Below are 17,486 nucleotides of genomic sequence, written 5' to 3' on the forward strand. Positions count from 1 at the left end.
ATCGATTTAGATTACAACACCCTTACAGTGTTGTAAGAGTGTTGTCCATAAAATGAACAATATATTAAAAAGTTAAAAGAAAGGTAAAATAATGAATCATGGTATAATGATAAAAGACTTACATATTATTTTGTCATTTTGAGAGGAGCTTAAAAATGTATTCTACTTTAGAACAATTAACAAAGCACCCTGTATTTTATCATTTTGCAGAAATTTCAAAGATTCCTAGAGGATCAGGTAATGAAAAGGAAATTAGTGATTATTTAGTTGGCTTTGCAAAAGAGCGTAACTTAGAAGTGATTCAAGATGAAGCAATGAATGTCATTATTAAAAAAGAAGCAACTGCTGGTTATGAAAATGTACCAGCTATTATCATTCAAGGTCATATGGATATGGTATGTGAAAAAAATCAAGCAACCGTACATGATTTTGAAAAAGATCCAATTGAATTACGAATCATTGGGGACATGTTATATGCAAATCAAACGACTTTAGGCGCTGATAATGGTATTGCAGTGGCGTATGCGATGGCTTTATTAGATTCGAAAGACATTCCGCATCCAGCACTTGAAGTAGTTATTACTACTGAAGAAGAAACAACAATGGGCGGGGCTTTTGCTGTTGATGCAAATCACTTTGACGGTAAGATTTTTATAAATATTGATTCTGAAGAAGATCATAAATTACTTGTAAGTAGCGCAGGTGGTGCGAAAGCTGTTGAAACAATTCCAGTGATTTGGGATGAAGCGTCAGCGAATACGGATGCATACCGTCTATATGTTGGTGGTTTAAAAGGCGGACATTCTGGTATGGAAATTGATAAACAACGCGGTAATGCGAACAAAGTATTAGGACGAGTATTACGCGATTTATCAGCAAATATTCAATTTGATATAAGTGAAGTTCACGGCGGATTAAAAACAAATGCAATTCCGCGTGAAAGTGTAGCTACAGTTGTATTACGTACAGAAGATGTAGAGAAAGTAGAAGAAAAACTAGAATCTTGGACGAGAGTATTACAAGAAGAAATGCGTGCTGTTGATCCAGATGTTCACGTTACACTTACAAAATTGGATGAGAAAGTAGAAAAAGTATTTGCTAAAGAGACACAAAAGCAACTTATTTCATCATTATTCTTAATTCCAAACGGCATTCAAAGTATGAGCATGGATATTAAAGGTCTTGTAGAAAGTTCAACAAATTTAGGCGTTATTGAAACGTTACAAAATGAAATTAAATTACGTAACGAAGTGAGAAGTTCTGTAAGTAGTTTAAAACAACATGTTGCAGATGAGATTAAATGTATCGCCGAGTTAGTTGGTGCAACATTTGAAATCGAGTCAGAGTATCCAGAATGGCCATACAATCCGAATTCACAAATTCGTAATTTGTTTGAAAAAGTGCATCAAGAAAAATACAATAAAGATGTTGAAATCTTTGCTGTACATGCAGGAATCGAATGTAGTGTATTCGTTCAAAAGATGCCTGAATTAGATGCAATTTCATTCGGTCCAGATATATTTAATGTTCACACTCCAGATGAACATATTAGTATTTCTTCTGTTGTGAATAACTGGGGCTTCTTCGTTGATGTAATGAAGGGTACGAAAGAATTAGCTAAATAATAGTAATGAAATGAAAAGTAGCCTATAAAACTTTATAGGCTACTTTTTTGTATAGCGTTTTATTAGATATTCATTTTTACGTCATTATTTAATTCTTGGTTTTATCCCGCTTTAATGGGCAGTAAGACCCCCACCTCAAAATGCAGCGAAAGCAAAGAAGTTAGGCGGGGGATCAACTGCCCATAAAAGTCCGATTGGTTCAGCTAATAATCAGTGGGGGATGAAGAAAACCCCCACTGATTAAAGTTTCACTTTATTTCTAGAGGAGATCGTACCAAAGACCGCTCCAGAAATTGCTCCGATTAAAGTCATAAAAATTGCACTCCATGCTGCAAATGACATTTTTACACCTCCAAATAATCAATTATCGTTTCTTAGTCTTTTGAATAGAAATGCTAATTGCAACAACTATTAAGAAAATAAGAGGAGACCAAGAATAGAAAGACATGTAATATTCTCCTTTCAGTATTAATTTAAAATATTTTTATAGCTAAATTATCGCATGTTCAAAAAGTTAACATATAGAATATGCAATATTGCATATTAGATTGTAGAACTTAATTAGGTGAAAACAGTTGTTGAATAAAAAATATAATTTATAAAGAAAGTAAGATTTTTTATATCTTAAAAAGGGCAAATAAACCAAAAGCTCCTCTATCTTATATAAGATAGAGGAGCTTTTAAAATGGTTTTTGTTCAATAAAAATAGTATCCAATATTTTTTGATGAGATTTAATTATTTTGAGATTTTAAAACTGCCTCCATAATAATAATTTTCTCCAAGTTTCATAACAGCTACATATGTTCCAGGATTATAGGCCTTAGTAATAGGCGTTACAAATCTACCATAATTATGTTTCAAACCCGAGTCATAAATGGTTTTATATCTATGCAAGTTTATTTCATCATTTTCATTCCCACTCAATTGATATATTTTTACAATACCAGTATCTTTACCACCAGTATATATAGTAACATCGAATGTATCTCCATGTTTTAAGTCACCAACTGCTAACTCTTCTATAAAATCTGCATTATGATGTAATAAAAAATAGCTTTGCCAACGCCAATTATCTGAAAATCGTGATTCTTCTTGTGTAAGTTGCGATTCAGCAGACACAGGTGGGAGCGTACCAATTGTATTCGAAAATAAAAATCCTCCAACAGTCAATGCACCAATAATTGTTGATTGCCTTAAAAGTTTCATGTTCTAAACCTCCTATTTACTTAAGGATTCAGAAATCGTTTTGTGAAAAACTAGCTGTGAAATCTAATGGATGATAATATCTTCTATAATCATATTAACATTTATTGATTTATCAGACAAATTAAAATGTAATAAGATTATATCGGGGACGTTATGGCTAATACAGGAAAGAAGTTAGATGTATAGTTAAGAAATCTTTATCATATGTAATTGGAATTTGTGAATTAAAACTCGATTGTTTTAATGTTTAAATTTCAATTCACACTTTAAGTTTCAGTACATCATGTTGCAATTTGACTTATGTAATTTAACACGTTATGATTTTTTTATTATAACAGAAAGGCTTGAATATAATGATTCGTCGTTTGAGAAAGCTAAAAAATGTAGCAGTCGTATTAAGCTTCTAAGTGAATTATAAAGATCTACAATACTTAGAAGCGAGGAATAAAGTTATGAAGCATCCATTATATAATCATTGGTCAGAAACGAAGTATTTAAAAGATATAGTTACAAATCCACTCATTGAGGTAGGAGAGTACTCCTATTATTCAGGCTATTATGGTCACCAAAATTTTGAAGATGGCTGTGTAAGGTATTTGTGGGGGGATGCTAAGTCCCGAGCACTTTTCAATCCAATTGAACAAATGGGATGGCATCTTGATAAACTCATTATTGGGAATTATGTTTGTATTGCCAGTGGAGTGGTCATTTTAATGGGTGGTAATCATAATCATCACTCAGAATGGATTACAGTATATCCATTCGCTGAGCAAATTGCACATTCATATGAACCGAAGGGTGATACAGTCATTAAAAGTGATGCTTGGATTGGAATGAATGCTATAATAATGCCTGGCGTTACAATTGGTGAAGGTGCAATCGTTGCAGCAGGAACTGTCGTAAGTAAAGATGTTCCGCCGTATACAATAGTTGGTGGAAATCCTGCTAAGGAAATAAAGAAGCGGTTCACTGATACAGAAATGAATATGCTGATGGAAATGCGTTGGTTTGATTGGAATAGAGAATTAGTTGAGAAGGCAATGCCTATATTATCTAGCTCATCTATTAAACTATTATATGATTTTTATAAAAAAGAAGTAAAAAAATAGATAAATCTGTGAAAAAACTACATTCTATATAGGATGTAGTTTTTTATTATAAAAAATTAATAGTCTAGACTAAGGAAAATTCATCTAAATTCCGGAAAGATTTTATATGAAAAAAATACAGATGAATCATTAGCAATTGCTAGTATGAAAAAAGAATGGCGTTTATTTTGATTTTTTAATTTAAAGTAACCTAGTACAAGGATAGTTTAATAAAGTTACACAGGATGAAATGAGATTCATTATTCAATTAAATTCCAATGAAAATAGATATACGCTATGAACTATTATATAGTGTAGATATGAACAACAAAAAGGGGGATTACATATGTGGAAGCGATTTGTAGCGATTGGTGATAGTTTTACCGAGGGCATAGGGGATGAAGTTGAGGGAATTACATTAAAAAGCTGGGTAGATCATTTTGTTCAACTGTGTGCATTTGATATAGAATATACTAATTTTGCAAAGCGTGGGTTAGTAACTAAAGAAATTCGGTCACAGCAATTGGAAAAAGCGTTAACTTTTAGTCCAGATTTAATTAGTCTAATTGCAGGTGCAAATGATGTATTAAAAGGACGCTGGAATCATCAAGAATATAAGAACGATATGGAATTTATGATAGATACATTAAGTAAAGCAGATGCTGATATTATTATAGGGAACCTTCCAGATTTTACAATTAGGCTTCCTTTATCATCTAAAAAAAAGCAAGTAGTAAAAGAACAATTATTAGAGGCAAACGAAGTTATACTTTCACTGAGTAGAGAGTACAAGCTTCATCATGTTGACTTTTGGAATCATCATTTAGTTAATGATAATACGGTTTGGTCTAAGGATTTAATTCATCCAAACTCAAAAGGATATGTGAAAGTTGCTGAAGTGATTTATAGTAGTATACCTGTACGTGATTCTTCTAAATAAGCTTTAGAACGAATGGATCCCCTGTCCCATACAGCGCAGGGGTTTTGATTCAAAATAAAATGTATAAATTAAGTACAACAAAAAAGCATTCTTCCTAATCCAGAATGCTTTTTTGTTGTGTCTGTAGAAAATTGATATCTCCTTTTTATTTTCATTTTTGAAAGGTTACCATCGTTAGTAGTAAATAGAAGAGGTAAATAAATTGAAATGGACAAGTGAGGGTAATTTAAAACTTTAACAAAACAGTTATGTAGTAAAACATAAATAGAGCACACAAATAAGTGTGCTCTAAGAAAAAAAGGTAATACAAGTAGAATATTGCGTGAAATGCACAAATAATAATCAGATTTTTATGAGTGTATTTTTAACATTGTATGCATTACTTGCTTTTTTAGAGCCTGTCATGTGAGAGAATATATAGCTGATTATTTTATGAAAGTAATTGCACACTTTTACATTTTTAGTAGGATTTTTTAATTAAAAAAAGATAGACAATGGAACAAATACAACTTGTATCTTGTCTATATATTGAAACCATAATAAAAGCGAGGGTAGTTTTATGTTTATTCAAATAAGTTCGAGGTGTGGATATGGAACAGAAGTTTATTGAAGAATGTAATCATGATGAGCTTGACTATGTTATAAACGATTATTGGCAAGATGTATGGAATTATTCATTTATTATTACGAAAGATCCACACTTATCCGATGATATCACGCAAGATGTATTTATAAAGGTATTTAAAAACTGGAATTCATTTCGAAAGGAGTCATCTATTAAAACGTGGATATTAAGAATTACAAGAAATACGGCAATAAACTATTTGAAATCCTCCTATTTTAAAAGGATATCTTTAGTAGGATTTTTTAGTGATGATAAACAATCACCATCGGCAGAAAAAGAATTTTTTAATCAAGAGGAAATGAATGAAGTGTGGGATGTTGTATTAAAACTACCTAAAAAACACCGTGAAATAATAATTTTAGACGCGAAATATGAATTATCTTATGAAGAAATGGCTGAAACACTAGGAGTATCTATTGGAACTGTAAAATCTAGATTAAGCCGAGCGAGAAGTAAGGTTTCAAAATTAATTGGGGAGGGTAGTAGTGATGAACAATAAACAAAATCCCGACTGGTATAGTAAATTAAAAAAAGGTCCAATGGAGAAGCGTAAAGATGAAGAAGAGTTTATTTTTAAAATAAAGCAGTCTATATATGAAAATAAAGAAGCGGATTTTGTAAAACATAAAAGACCGTTTCGTAAAAAAGCGCTGCCTATTGTAGTTGTTTTCGTTTGTACAATGTTATTTGTTATTGTTCAACAACCTTGGCTTGATGATAATAAATCACCGGTCCAAAGCAGCACTCAAATTAAGCCTAAAACGAAAGATGAGTCTGCTCAAGATCCAACATTAAGACAATTTATGAATGATTTATATCAAAGTACAAATGCAAAAAATGAAAACGACTTGAATAGAGCGTTAAATGATGAAGTTTTATTTAAAGGGAATAGTTATAAGAAGGACGAATTGAAGTTTGATGAAGATATTTTTCATGAGTTGCAAGTTGCCCTTACAATGGGGGGAGAATTTACAAATGATACAAAGCAAGCATACAAAGTACCAAGTGGATTGACAGAAAGTAACGAACCAAAGCAAGCACATTTTATATATGCAACTGTTACTGGAAATAAAACAAAAATTTTAGCTGAACCAAAACGAGAATCGCGAGTTTTATATGAAGTATCTAATGAAATGGTAAAAGCTTGGATTCCGGAAAAAGTGCAGAATGATGGATATATAAAAGTATCTACAATAAACGGTAATACTGGATATGTACAAAAAGAGTATGTTTTAACTGATATTAAATATTCTTTCATGTTCGAAAAGGATCGTGAAGGTAAATGGAAAATAACGAATATTGATTCTATATGGTAAAAGAGGAAGGTTCACTTTAATGAACCTTCCTCTTTGTTGTTATTCTCTTTTTGAAGTGTATTCCAAGACTCTAGAATTTCTGATGTTACGAGAGCAGCGATGTTTTTTTCTGAATTACTACCAGGAATAACGACAGAAACGGCAATTTGTGGATCTTTGGTAGGAGCATATGCAATGAAAAGAGAATGATTGATCATTCTTGCTTGCTCATTCGGAAACCCTGTAATTCCTGTTTTACCTGCGACGTCAAAAGGCAGCTTTTTAATCTCCTCTATATTTTGACTCATTCCACCTTGCACAACATTCCAAAAGTTCATCGGATAATGATTTGAACTTTCTAAAATGGGTTTAAACTTTTTTGTTTCCTTACCATTTGGACCAATAATAGCACTTGCGATGTGAGGTTTATATTTATCACCTTTACTAGCTAAAGTTGCTGCATATTGAGCAAGTTGAAGAGGAGTGTGTACTTCATTTCCTCCCCAAGAGGCATTTAATAAAGCTGATATTCCATTTTCAAATTTATTAGATGGATGAAGCTCATATTGTCCGTCTTCTTCAAATGGTAAATCAATCCCTGTTTTAGAACGAAGACCGAATTGCATTAAATAATCGGTCCATATGTTTGCTACTTTTTCTATATTACCATTATTTTCGTTGAATAAAGGTAGTGCTACTTTTGCTGTCATAAATGTGTTAGATGAATTAATGATAGCCTGCCGCGGTGTAATCTCCCCAGTTGGCGTTCCAGGTGCATTCACAATGTTATTTTGATTATCATACTGAAAACTACCCTTATCTAAATAAGTATCTTCAGGTTGAAAGAGCTTTTCATTTAATCCAATTAAAATAGAAAGTGGCTTTATAGTAGAGGCCATATTTACATAAGATTCACCGTACTTTAATTTTTGAATTGCTTTATTTTGCGAAAGTGATTTAATGTTTTCTTTTTCAGGTGATGTATGTGTATGTAATATATTTGGATCAAATACTGCTGAGTTGGCCATAGTTAAAATTGCACCGGTTTTCACATCGGTTACCACAACATAACCAGCATTAACATCAGTTATTTTCTTAATTTGAGATTTTAATGCTTCCTCTGTTTTTTGCTGTAACTTAGAGTCTAAAGCTAATTGGACATCTTTTCCTTTTTGTACTTTTTGAATATTCCATAAGAACTTTTTGTTATTTATTTTAAAAATAAGAGTTTTACCTGGTTTTCCTTTTAAATCATTTTCATATTGCAGCTCAACCCCGCTTTTTCCAACAGGCATATGCTCTGAATTAAGTTCATTTTTCACATAACCAATTACTTGTGAACCAATTTCATGTTTAGGATAATATCGAATCACTTCATCTTTAATTATTACATTATTGGGTTTGTTCTTATTTACGAATGTAAGTTCACTCTCATTTATGTCAGAGTATAACGGTATATCATTCATAGTTTGCTTTTTACAAGATTGTTGTAAGTGTAATTTTATATCTTTTGCAGAAATGTCATGTTGAAACTCACTTGAAAATTGATGGAAAAAAGCTAATGTGTTTGCTGTATCTAGTTTCGATATCTTTTCATCATTAAAAGTACAATATAGAGACTTAACTTTCTTATTTGCAGCTAGTATTACACCATTTTGATCAAGTATTTGTCCTCTTTCGGCTGAAGAAGTTTCGATAGTAATTGAAAAGAAATGACTTTTAAACAAAATTATTAATATAAACCCTACAATAGAAAGAATCGCTATAAATCTCCATCTTTTTATTTTTGTATGTAACATAAAACCCTCCCTTTTTAGCTTATTCCATATTATAGTTAATTATTTTTTTTGTAAATGTGGAACAACTTTATTATTTAGGTTGTCTATTAAGTATTACAGCATAAAGAAAGGAATAAATAGTATGAAATTTTACTTTTAAGATGAGTCGTTATACATTGTAGCATTTCTAATGCAAACGACAAAAAATAGAGAGAAAACAAGACAGGAGAGTTTTGAATTACGTAGCAAAACGAAAAGAAATGGATGCTTACAATGGTTTAGTGAAAAAGTCGAAACGATATTTATCCCGCTTTAATGGGCAGCCCGACCCCCACCTCAAAATTCAGCGAAAGCAAAGAAGTTAGGCGGGGGTCGGGCTACCCATTAAAGTCCGATTGGTGAGGGCTAATAATCAGTGGGGGATGAAGAAAACCCCTACTGATTAAAGTTTCACTTTATAATCGGCCATCGTTACGTAATATATAAGCAAATATATGGAGGATTTATGGAAAAGCAAAAAGGAAATAAGAAAACATATATATCTATTCGATTAAATATAATGTTTCTTTGCATATTTTTACTATTCTCAGCTATTATTGTTCAACTAGGAAAAGTGCAAATTGTAGAGGGAGAGGCTTATAAGAATCAAGTGGAAAACAGTCAAAATGCAACAACTAGTATCCCAGTTCCACGTGGACAAATACTAGATCGAGAAGGAAAAACAGTTGTTAATAATAAATCTCTTCGTACGATTACGTATACAAGGGCAAAGGGAATTACTAGTGAAGATATTTTGAAAACTGCAAAAGACTTGGCAAAAGTACTTGAAATGCCTGAACAAGATATAAACAAATTAACAGATATCGATAAAAAAGATTTTTGGATGCAGTTGAATACGAAACGTGCGGAAGCAATGATTACGAAAAAAGATATAGAAAAGTTTAAAGAAAAGGGAATAGAGGGAAAAGAGTTAGATAAAAAAATAGAAGAATTAAGACGAAGTCGCGTTACAGAAGTAGAATTGGCAGAATTAACAGCACAAGATTTAAAGGTGTTAGCTATTAAAAGTAAAATGAACTCAGGTTATCAACTGACACCACAAATTATAAAAAAAGATGTAACAAATCAAGAGTATGCGCAAATCAGTGAAAATCTTGCGGAGTTTCCTGGGGTAGATGCAACAGTTGATTGGGAGCGCAATTATGTAAATGGTGATTTATTTCGTTCCGTGTTAGGTAATATTACGAGTAGCGAAGAAGGTCTGCCAAAAGAAAATTTAGATTCTTATTTAGTACGCGGATATAACCGTAATGATCGAGTAGGGAAAAGTTATATTGAACAACGATATGAAGAGGTGTTACATGGTACAAAAGAAGAAGTGAAAAATATTACAGATAAATCAGGAAATATTATAAACACAGAAATAATTTCTAAAGGGAAAAGTGGTAATAGTTTAACATTAACGATTGATATGGAATTACAAAAGAAAGTGGAAGAAAGTTTAGAGAAAAATTTGAGAGCTTTTAAGAGTTCAGAGCCACTATTGGACCGAGCTTTTGTTGTTATGACAAATCCGAATAACGGACAGATTTTATCTATGGCAGGCAAAAGGATTGTAGAAAAAGAAGGGAAACTGGAAATCGAGGATTTGGCATTAGGTAATATGACAACTTCGTATGAACTAGGGTCAGCTGTAAAAGGTGCAACTTTATTAACTGGATATGAGACAGGGGCAATACAACCAGGAGATCAATTTTATGATGCACCGATGAAATTTAAAGGTACACAAGCTAAGAAATCGTGGAATGTATCCGGATTTGGTAATATTAATGATTTACGAGCTCTACAAGTATCTTCGAATGTATACATGTTCCAAACAGCTTTAAAAATTGCGGGCGTTAATTACGTACCAAATGGTTCATTGGATATAAAACAAGAAGCATTTAATACGATGCGCTATTATTTTAAGCAATTTGGCTTAGGCGTGCCAACAGGAATTGATTTACCGAATGAAATAATTGGCCAAACTAGAAAAGTAGATAGCCAACCTGGTTTTTTACTAGATTTTTCTATCGGTCAGTATGATACGTATACGCCGTTGCAATTAGCGCAATATATTTCAACAATTGCTAATGGCGGTTATAGAATGCAACCTCAAATTGTACAAGAAATACGAGAGCAATCAATAAAAGAAGAGGTTGGCAAAGTTATTCGTTCTATAGAGCCTGTCGTATTAAATCGGATTGATATGAAGACAGAGCATATTGATCGAATAAAAGAAGGATTTAGATGGGTATTCCAAGAAGGTGATGGAACTGGGGTGAAGCATTTCAAAAATGCTCCATATAAGCCAGCAGGTAAGACAGGGACAGCTCAAACTGTATATGGTGGAGATGATCCAATTGGTAGAAATGCAAAAGGAGAACGTATGGAATGCTACAACTTAACGTTAGTTGGATATGCGCCCTATGATAATCCAGAAGTAGCATTTTCAGTAGTAGTTCCGTGGCTTCATAACGATAAAAATGGAATTAATTCTATAATTGGAAAAGAAGTTTTAGATGTATATTTTGATTTAAAACAGCAACGTATACATGGTGAAACTACTCATACAGATGTTCCGAATCAAAATTAGAAAAACGTATACGCTTTTCTTATGGAAAGAGATACTGTTTATATAAAGGTCTTTATAAAAGAAAAATGAGATTGGCAATAAGAGATAGCGACGATCATTGTGGCTATCTCTTATTTTGCTAATGACTCTCATACTAGCTAAAAATTTTTAAAAGCTTATGGAACAAATTTGTTTCGGTGATTGTCTATTATGTGTAATTAAAAAAGTGTTAAGAACTTGAAAGGAATGATGATCTTGAAAAACAAGAGGATGCTAAAGATAGGAATATGCGTTGGTATATTAGGTTTAAGTATTACAAGTCTACATGCTTTTACAGGAGGGGGGGTCCAAGTTGAAGCGAAAGAAAAGACAGTACCAGTTAAACATAATAATCATGGGACGTATAAAGAATTCTCACAACTTGAGAAAAAATTCGATGCTCGATTAGGTGTGTATGCTATTGATACTGGTACAAATCAAACAATCTCTTATCGACCTAACGAAAGATTTGCCTTCGCATCAACCTACAAGGCGATAGCGGCAGGGGTATTACTACAGCAAAACTCTACTGAGAAATTAAATGAAGTTATTACTTATACGAAAGAAGACTTAGTGGATTATTCACCTATTACAGAGAAACATATAGATACTGGAATGACGTTAGGAGAAATTGCAGAGGCTGCTGTTCGTTACAGTGATAATACTGCGGGAAACATTTTATTTCATAAAATAGGCGGACCGAAAGGATATGAAAAAGCACTTAGACAGATGTCTGATCGGGTTACTATGTCTGATCGCTTTGAAACAGAATTAAACGAGGCAATTCCAGGAGACATTCGTGACACTAGTACAGCGAAAGCGATTGCTACAAATCTTAAAGCTTTTACAGTCGGAAATGCGCTTCCAGATCATAAATGTAATATTCTTACAGAGTGGATGAAAGGAAATGCAACTGGAGACAAACTTATTCGTGCGGGCGTACCAACTGACTGGGAAGTTGGAGATAAATCAGGAGCGGGAAGTTATGGAACACGAAATGATATTGCTATCGTTTGGCCACCAAATAGAGCACCAATTATTGTCGCAATTTTATCCAATAAAGATGAGAAAGAAGCTATCTATGATAATCAACTTATTGCAGAGGCAGCTGAAGTTATAGTTAAGGCTCTTAGATAATAATCTCTTAATTCTTTATGTAATGTTCAATCAGGTGAAACAAGAAACTATGATTGAACATTACATAAATTATAGTTTCGTAAAACGAATTAATTACGCATTTATTTTTGAATAATGTAAAAAGGTAAAACAGTCTATCTCATTATTCGTAACAGGGAAACAAACTTACTTATGGCTTGATTTCATTATATAACGAGTATTAACATTTGAAAATTATGTGGATCTATGAAGAAGGTGTACTATTTTAAGGACTTGTTCCTGTCGGTAATTAAAGACCGATAGGGGGATAAAGTGCATAAAATAGAAAATCTCCTTTAAATCGTTCTGGAAAGATGATCCTAAAAGCTATTTGACTATAGAATAAACAGTTCATGAATTGATTGCCATTGGTGAAAGTAAATGAGAGACTCAATATATAAGCAAGAGCTTTGATGGAGTAATTACAAGAAGGGAATAGGTATAGAATTTTTAAAGCTTAGTATAATTATTGGAATTTTAACCTTGTTTGCTTTTCTGATAGGATAAGTAGAAGAAGATAGGAAGTTTTGCTTTGAAATAAACCTTTTTGACAGGATAAGATTTTTTTCATAACTAGAAAAAATAAATGAAGAAGTTCATATACTGTATTGTCGTTAAAGTAAGGCGTTATTCTCTCTGAACCAAGGAATCACTAGAACAATATGTGATTCCTTTATTCTTTAGTATAATGTTTATGAGTGATTTGAAATAACGAAAGAAATAAAATCTTTGTTAATGGGCAGTCATATGATTTTAGGTATAGTAGGTTCATAATTTAGACTATAAAAGTTAATGTGTCCTTTATTATTTTAGCTAAGAAGACTTCCTCCTTAAGGAACAAGCAGTGATTATGAGTAAGGGGGATAGTTAGTTCAAAGTATAGAATATTGTTTGATTTGGTTAACACATAAATTTAGCATCTCTGTACTGGTGTAAGAATTATAATGTTTATACCATTCTATTGTATTTTCTAAAGTCTGTTGTAGGGACCACTTCGGTTGCCAATTAAGCTCGAATTTTGCTTTACTAACGTCAAGGTTTAGTAAATTTGCTTCATGAAAATTCATTGGACCCATATTTTCTGCTGTCCAATCCCCGCACCCCCAAATATCTAGTAAACTCGTCACTAATTTTTCTACTGGAACAATATTGTCTAGGGATGGTCCGAAGTTCCATGCGCCTGAAAAAATAATACCATTATTAATAATTTTTTCTGTGAGGAGTAAGTACCCGTTTAAGGGTTCTAGTACATGTTGCCAGGGTCTAATAGCAGTAGGGTTTCTAATAATAATCTTTTTATTCGATTCTAATGCTCGTATACAATCAGGAATAATCCTATCTATTGACCAATCACCACCACCAATTACATTACCAGCTCGAACGCTTGCAATTATTTTCTTGTGGTGAGAAAATTTTTCTTCTGAAAAATAAGAGTTTCGATAGGAAGAAATTAAAAGCTCACAGCATCCCTTACTTGAACTATATATGTCATGACCGCCCATAGGATCAATTTCACGATAACCCCAAGGCCATTCTTTATTTTCATAGCACTTGTCACTTGTCACCATAATTCCTATTTTAGCTGATTCATGTAATCGAATTGCCTCTAGTACATTCATAGTTCCTAGAACGTTTACCTCGTATGTTTCTCTAGGATATTCATATGAATACTTAACTAGCGGTTGCGCAGCTAAATGGAATACAATTTCAGGATTGTAATCTGTAAAAACTTTATTTAGTTTACTAAAATCTCTTATGTCTCCGCGAATGTCTATTATATCATTTTGAAGATTGGTAACATTAAAGTTGTCGTTTTTATTTTTAGGATCTAGTGAATATCCAATTACAGTGGCACCTAATTCCTTTAACCATAAGGCTAACCAAGAACCTTTAAAACCAGTATGTCCTGTAATTAAAACTTTCTTTCCGTAAAAAGCGTTATTAAAGTTTTTATTTAACAATTAATCCACCTCCTTTAGTACAATATTTTCAAGGGAGTAGGTATAGATGCGTATTGTTTTTATACCAATTAATAGTTTTAATGATTCCTTCTTCAATATTAATTCTAGGTTCCCAAGAAAGAGATTCTTTAATTTTGTGAACATCTGCTTCAGGAATCCATCTTTCATTTGTTCTAGAGGAAATTGCACCGTAATTTGGTCTGGAATTGGTGTTCAAATGTTTGAATAATAATTCTACATAATGTTTTAAGGGATGAATGGTACCACTCCCAATATTAAAGATATCATTTTGTACAGTGGTATTTTCTACTATTAGGATGCAGGCATCTATTATATTTTCTATATAACAATAATCTCTTAATTGATTGCATAAAGTTAAATTTACATCTTTATTTTGTAGCACCTGCAAGATAATATAGCTGAATATTTTATGTGGCTCCTCGGCCTCTCCGAATATGCCAAAAGGTCTTAGTGTTATAAGATTAATATTGTTTTCACTTGCAATTTGATGGGCTAGTATAGTAGCAGCAGCTTTGGTACTTCCATAAATATCCACAGGGGTTAGTAGCATATTTTCATGAATAGGTTCCATTTTATTGCCGTATTCAGAACTACTGCCCATGTGAATAATTTTTTTACAATTCACTAGTTTTGCTGCATGAATTATGTTACATGTCCCTATAATATTTGTTTCTATAGCATGCATGTAGTCTGTATGGGCAGAATCTACACCATAGGCTGCCAGGTGAAAGATATAATCTGGATTAACTTTCTTTATTGCATCTTGTACTTGTTTTTTGTCTCGTATATCTATTTCATAGGTTTCAATATTTTCTAGAATATCCTTCAGTCTCCAAGAATTGGATGATGTTCTTATAAAAAGAACAATTTTTGCTTGTAAATTTAAAAGTCTTCGTACTAAGTGAGAACCAATAAAACCATATCCACCAGTAATAAGAAAAGTTTTATTTTTAAATGAAGTAATCATAGTGATAATCTATCCTTTATTAAGATGTATTTTTAGTTAATAGAATAAATTCATTTATTTTAACATAAGGAGAATATCAGTCTTAATTGTGATGAGGGGAGGAGTATTTAAAATAATTTTTTATTGTAGTTGTATCAATTTGGCCAGCAAATAAAGGGGATGGGGATTTTTGAAAAGTGTTTTGAAGGATATGACATGTCTTGTTCAATTGTTCAATATAAGGAATATATATATCATCTAAAATCGCTGAAGGTAATTCTAAAGTTTCATGTTTCCATAAGTCGAACTCATTTGGATTAATAATCTGCATACTTCCAAAATGGAAAGCAATTAATTCATCTTGATCAATAAGAACCTTGTGATCTGGTTTTGATATAGAACTGCTATTTAGAATTACATTCCAAGGTGCTGCATCAATACCTTTATGAGTCATGATTTTTATATTAGAAAAAATGTTAGGAATGTGATTTAAATATTTTTGGTCACCCCATCTATTCATTTCAACATCATAATGATTTTTGCAATATTCTAGGCATTTATCTTTCCACCATGTTAGAATTTCTTTACTATTTTGATCGTTTTTGAAGCCTACTAAACCAGCTTGGTATATACCGTGTATGCTTTCAATTTCAGTAGAACTTCTTTGGGGGCATAGAAATATAGAGTATTTCCACCATTCATCAAGAATGATATTAGGTGCTGTAAAGAAATACATATCAGCATCACAATATATAATGTGATCAACTTCGGGATAAAGATTAAGGACATGGAGACAAAGAGGTGCTTTTAATGTCCAACAATACTCTTGTAAATTCCTCTCATGTTTTATACTGAGTAGTTCATGACTTTCAATATCTTTAACTGGAATGAGTATGGCGTGCTTTAATTTTAAATCTTTTAATATTTGGTAAGTTAAATCATCCATACAACAGATCCATACAGTAAATTTAGTGTCGAGATTTTCTAAGGAATAATAAGAAGTCAATCCCTGAATTAATCGTTCTTTACTTATAATCATAGAAAAATTCATAAAATGATTGGATTGATTCATTTTTCTTCTTAATTGTGAATCTTTATATAAGGTTTGAGCTTCATTTATATCTTTTTTACTTAAAAATTGTTTTATATTTTTATTGAATTTTTCTTTTAATTGCTTTAAAATAAATTGGATTCTCTCTAAATAAGGAGTGTAAATATGGTTTAATATATTATTTGGTATTGAAATTGCTCCCAAGGACCATAAATCAAAATCATTTTCAGTAAAGATAGTAATACATGCAAAATGGTAAACAACTAGTTTATCATTTTCGATAAATACATCATTTTTACTCTTGTCAATTTTGTAACCGTTATTATATATACAGTTCCAAGGAGCAGCATTTACACCTAAGTTATTGGAGATTTTAACTTTCGGGAAATAGATAGGGATATAATCTAAATACTTTTGGTCGCCAAACTTTCCCTCCTCAGGTTCGGCACTACACCAATCTATACATTTTTTTTTCCACCACCTTACACTCTTTAGTCCATAGAGATCACTCTTAAATCCAATTAGACCAGCCTGGTATTTACCGTACATTTTTTCTACCCAATCACGATCTCTTTGGGGAGTAAGGAAAATAGAATGTTCACCCCATTCCTCAAAAATAATATTAGGATTAGAGAAAAAGCATAAATCACCATCACAATATAGAATAGATGGTAAATGATAATTTACCAATAAATATTCTATCAAGACAGGTTTTAAAGTCCAACAATATTCATTTACTTTTCTTTTTCTCTTAATTGCTTTTAGTTCACTATCTTCTAATTCTTCAACTTGCAAAAGGTTTACGTTAATTAGGTTCATTTCTTTTAATAATGAATATGCAAAAGGGTCTATACAACAAATCCACAATGTAAATCTATCTGAGTACTGCATTAATGATTGCTGTAAGGCAATGATTTTCAAGATATATTCACTACCTACAATGACACAAAAATGATTATTTAAATCATGTTGTTGGTTATAGAATTGAGGGTTAATTTGTTTTTGAGTATTTTTAGGAGAGCGATTTGAAGTCTTCATTTCTGTTGAAATTGGGTTAATTATTTTCTCATTAGAGGGGATATATAATCGAGGTAAGCTTGTTTTTTTATCATTAAAGCTCAATGTGTATTCAGTCCTCTCC

The 17,486-nt window shown here is 32.0% G+C and carries 12 protein-coding genes; 7 read left to right on the top strand and 5 right to left on the bottom strand.

What is annotated here, in order from left to right; genetic code table 11:
* Window positions 1-155 precede the first annotated feature (155 nt).
* Window positions 156-1,625, top strand: a complete 1,470-nt coding sequence (pepD, locus tag ACZ76X_RS00195) for a beta-Ala-His dipeptidase (protein WP_479849070.1) — start codon at window positions 156-158, stop codon at window positions 1,623-1,625.
* 736 nt (window positions 1,626-2,361) lie between these two features.
* On the opposite strand, the gene ACZ76X_RS00200 is transcribed toward pepD, so the two are convergent.
* Window positions 2,362-2,832 (bottom strand): DUF5065 family protein, encoded by a 471-nt coding sequence (locus ACZ76X_RS00200; protein ID WP_479849071.1) that lies wholly within the window; start codon window positions 2,830-2,832, stop codon window positions 2,362-2,364.
* Between the two features lie 452 nt (window positions 2,833-3,284).
* Here ACZ76X_RS00200 and ACZ76X_RS00205 point away from each other — a divergent pair, with 452 nt between their 5' ends.
* From ACZ76X_RS00205 to ACZ76X_RS00220, 4 genes are all read left to right on the top strand, one after another.
* On the top strand, window positions 3,285-3,941 hold the full coding sequence (locus ACZ76X_RS00205; protein WP_479849072.1) for a CatB-related O-acetyltransferase: 657 nt from the start codon (window positions 3,285-3,287) through the stop codon (window positions 3,939-3,941).
* Window positions 3,942-4,266: 325 nt separating this feature from the next.
* Window positions 4,267-4,860 (top strand): SGNH/GDSL hydrolase family protein, encoded by a 594-nt coding sequence (locus tag ACZ76X_RS00210; protein ID WP_479849073.1) that lies wholly within the window; start codon window positions 4,267-4,269, stop codon window positions 4,858-4,860.
* Window positions 4,861-5,450: 590 nt separating this feature from the next.
* Window positions 5,451-5,984 (top strand): RNA polymerase sigma factor, encoded by a 534-nt coding sequence (locus ACZ76X_RS00215; protein ID WP_479849074.1) that lies wholly within the window; start codon window positions 5,451-5,453, stop codon window positions 5,982-5,984.
* The gene (locus ACZ76X_RS00220; protein ID WP_479849075.1) at window positions 5,974-6,801 is read left to right on the top strand and encodes an SH3 domain-containing protein; all 828 of its coding nucleotides are present in this window, start codon (window positions 5,974-5,976) and stop codon (window positions 6,799-6,801) included. The genes ACZ76X_RS00215 and ACZ76X_RS00220 overlap by 11 nt, the downstream gene beginning before the upstream one ends.
* 11 nt (window positions 6,802-6,812) lie before the next feature.
* On the opposite strand, the gene ACZ76X_RS00225 is transcribed toward ACZ76X_RS00220, so the two are convergent.
* A complete protein-coding gene (locus ACZ76X_RS00225; RefSeq protein WP_479849076.1) occupies window positions 6,813-8,579 on the bottom strand; it encodes a peptidoglycan D,D-transpeptidase FtsI family protein in 1,767 nt (588 codons plus the stop codon).
* Window positions 8,580-9,063: 484 nt separating this feature from the next.
* Between ACZ76X_RS00225 and ACZ76X_RS00230 the strand changes: the two genes are divergently transcribed.
* Both ACZ76X_RS00230 and bla read left to right on the top strand, forming a co-directional pair.
* The gene (locus ACZ76X_RS00230) at window positions 9,064-11,193 is read left to right on the top strand and encodes a peptidoglycan D,D-transpeptidase FtsI family protein (RefSeq protein WP_479849077.1); all 2,130 of its coding nucleotides are present in this window, start codon (window positions 9,064-9,066) and stop codon (window positions 11,191-11,193) included.
* A gap of 225 nt (window positions 11,194-11,418) precedes the next feature.
* The gene (bla, locus tag ACZ76X_RS00235) at window positions 11,419-12,348 is read left to right on the top strand and encodes a class A beta-lactamase Bla1 (RefSeq protein ID WP_479849848.1); all 930 of its coding nucleotides are present in this window, start codon (window positions 11,419-11,421) and stop codon (window positions 12,346-12,348) included.
* 890 nt (window positions 12,349-13,238) lie between these two features.
* On the opposite strand, the gene rfbG is transcribed toward bla, so the two are convergent.
* The 3 genes from rfbG to ACZ76X_RS00250 form a co-directional block, all read right to left on the bottom strand.
* Window positions 13,239-14,327, bottom strand: a complete 1,089-nt coding sequence (gene rfbG / locus ACZ76X_RS00240; protein WP_479849078.1) for a CDP-glucose 4,6-dehydratase — start codon at window positions 14,325-14,327, stop codon at window positions 13,239-13,241.
* 28 nt (window positions 14,328-14,355) lie between these two features.
* Window positions 14,356-15,315 carry an NAD-dependent epimerase/dehydratase family protein gene (locus ACZ76X_RS00245; RefSeq protein ID WP_479849079.1) on the bottom strand — a complete coding sequence of 320 codons (960 nt, stop codon included), beginning with the start codon at window positions 15,313-15,315 and terminating at the stop codon, window positions 14,356-14,358.
* An 82-nt stretch (window positions 15,316-15,397) separates the two neighbouring features.
* Window positions 15,398-17,467 carry a glycosyl transferase gene (locus ACZ76X_RS00250; RefSeq protein ID WP_479849080.1) on the bottom strand — a complete coding sequence of 690 codons (2,070 nt, stop codon included), beginning with the start codon at window positions 17,465-17,467 and terminating at the stop codon, window positions 15,398-15,400.
* Window positions 17,468-17,486 lie beyond the last annotated feature (19 nt).

Source organism: Bacillus sp. BC05(2025) (assembly GCF_056725905.1).

Excerpts from the sequence above, each read along its gene's own strand:
- ACZ76X_RS00220 (WP_479849075.1), top strand. The coding sequence starts at position 5,974 with ATGAACAATAAACAAAATCCCGACTGGTATAGTAAATTAAAAAAAGGT.
- bla (WP_479849848.1), top strand. The coding sequence starts at position 11,419 with ATGATGATCTTGAAAAACAAGAGGATGCTAAAGATAGGAATATGCGTT.
- pepD (WP_479849070.1), top strand. The coding sequence starts at position 156 with ATGTATTCTACTTTAGAACAATTAACAAAGCACCCTGTATTTTATCAT.
- ACZ76X_RS00210 (WP_479849073.1), top strand. The coding sequence starts at position 4,267 with ATGTGGAAGCGATTTGTAGCGATTGGTGATAGTTTTACCGAGGGCATA.
- ACZ76X_RS00205 (WP_479849072.1), top strand. The coding sequence starts at position 3,285 with ATGAAGCATCCATTATATAATCATTGGTCAGAAACGAAGTATTTAAAA.
- ACZ76X_RS00225 (WP_479849076.1), bottom strand. The coding sequence starts at position 8,579 with ATGTTACATACAAAAATAAAAAGATGGAGATTTATAGCGATTCTTTCT.
- ACZ76X_RS00245 (WP_479849079.1), bottom strand. The coding sequence starts at position 15,315 with ATGATTACTTCATTTAAAAATAAAACTTTTCTTATTACTGGTGGATAT.
- ACZ76X_RS00200 (WP_479849071.1), bottom strand. The coding sequence starts at position 2,832 with ATGAAACTTTTAAGGCAATCAACAATTATTGGTGCATTGACTGTTGGA.
- ACZ76X_RS00215 (WP_479849074.1), top strand. The coding sequence starts at position 5,451 with ATGGAACAGAAGTTTATTGAAGAATGTAATCATGATGAGCTTGACTAT.
- ACZ76X_RS00230 (WP_479849077.1), top strand. The coding sequence starts at position 9,064 with ATGGAAAAGCAAAAAGGAAATAAGAAAACATATATATCTATTCGATTA.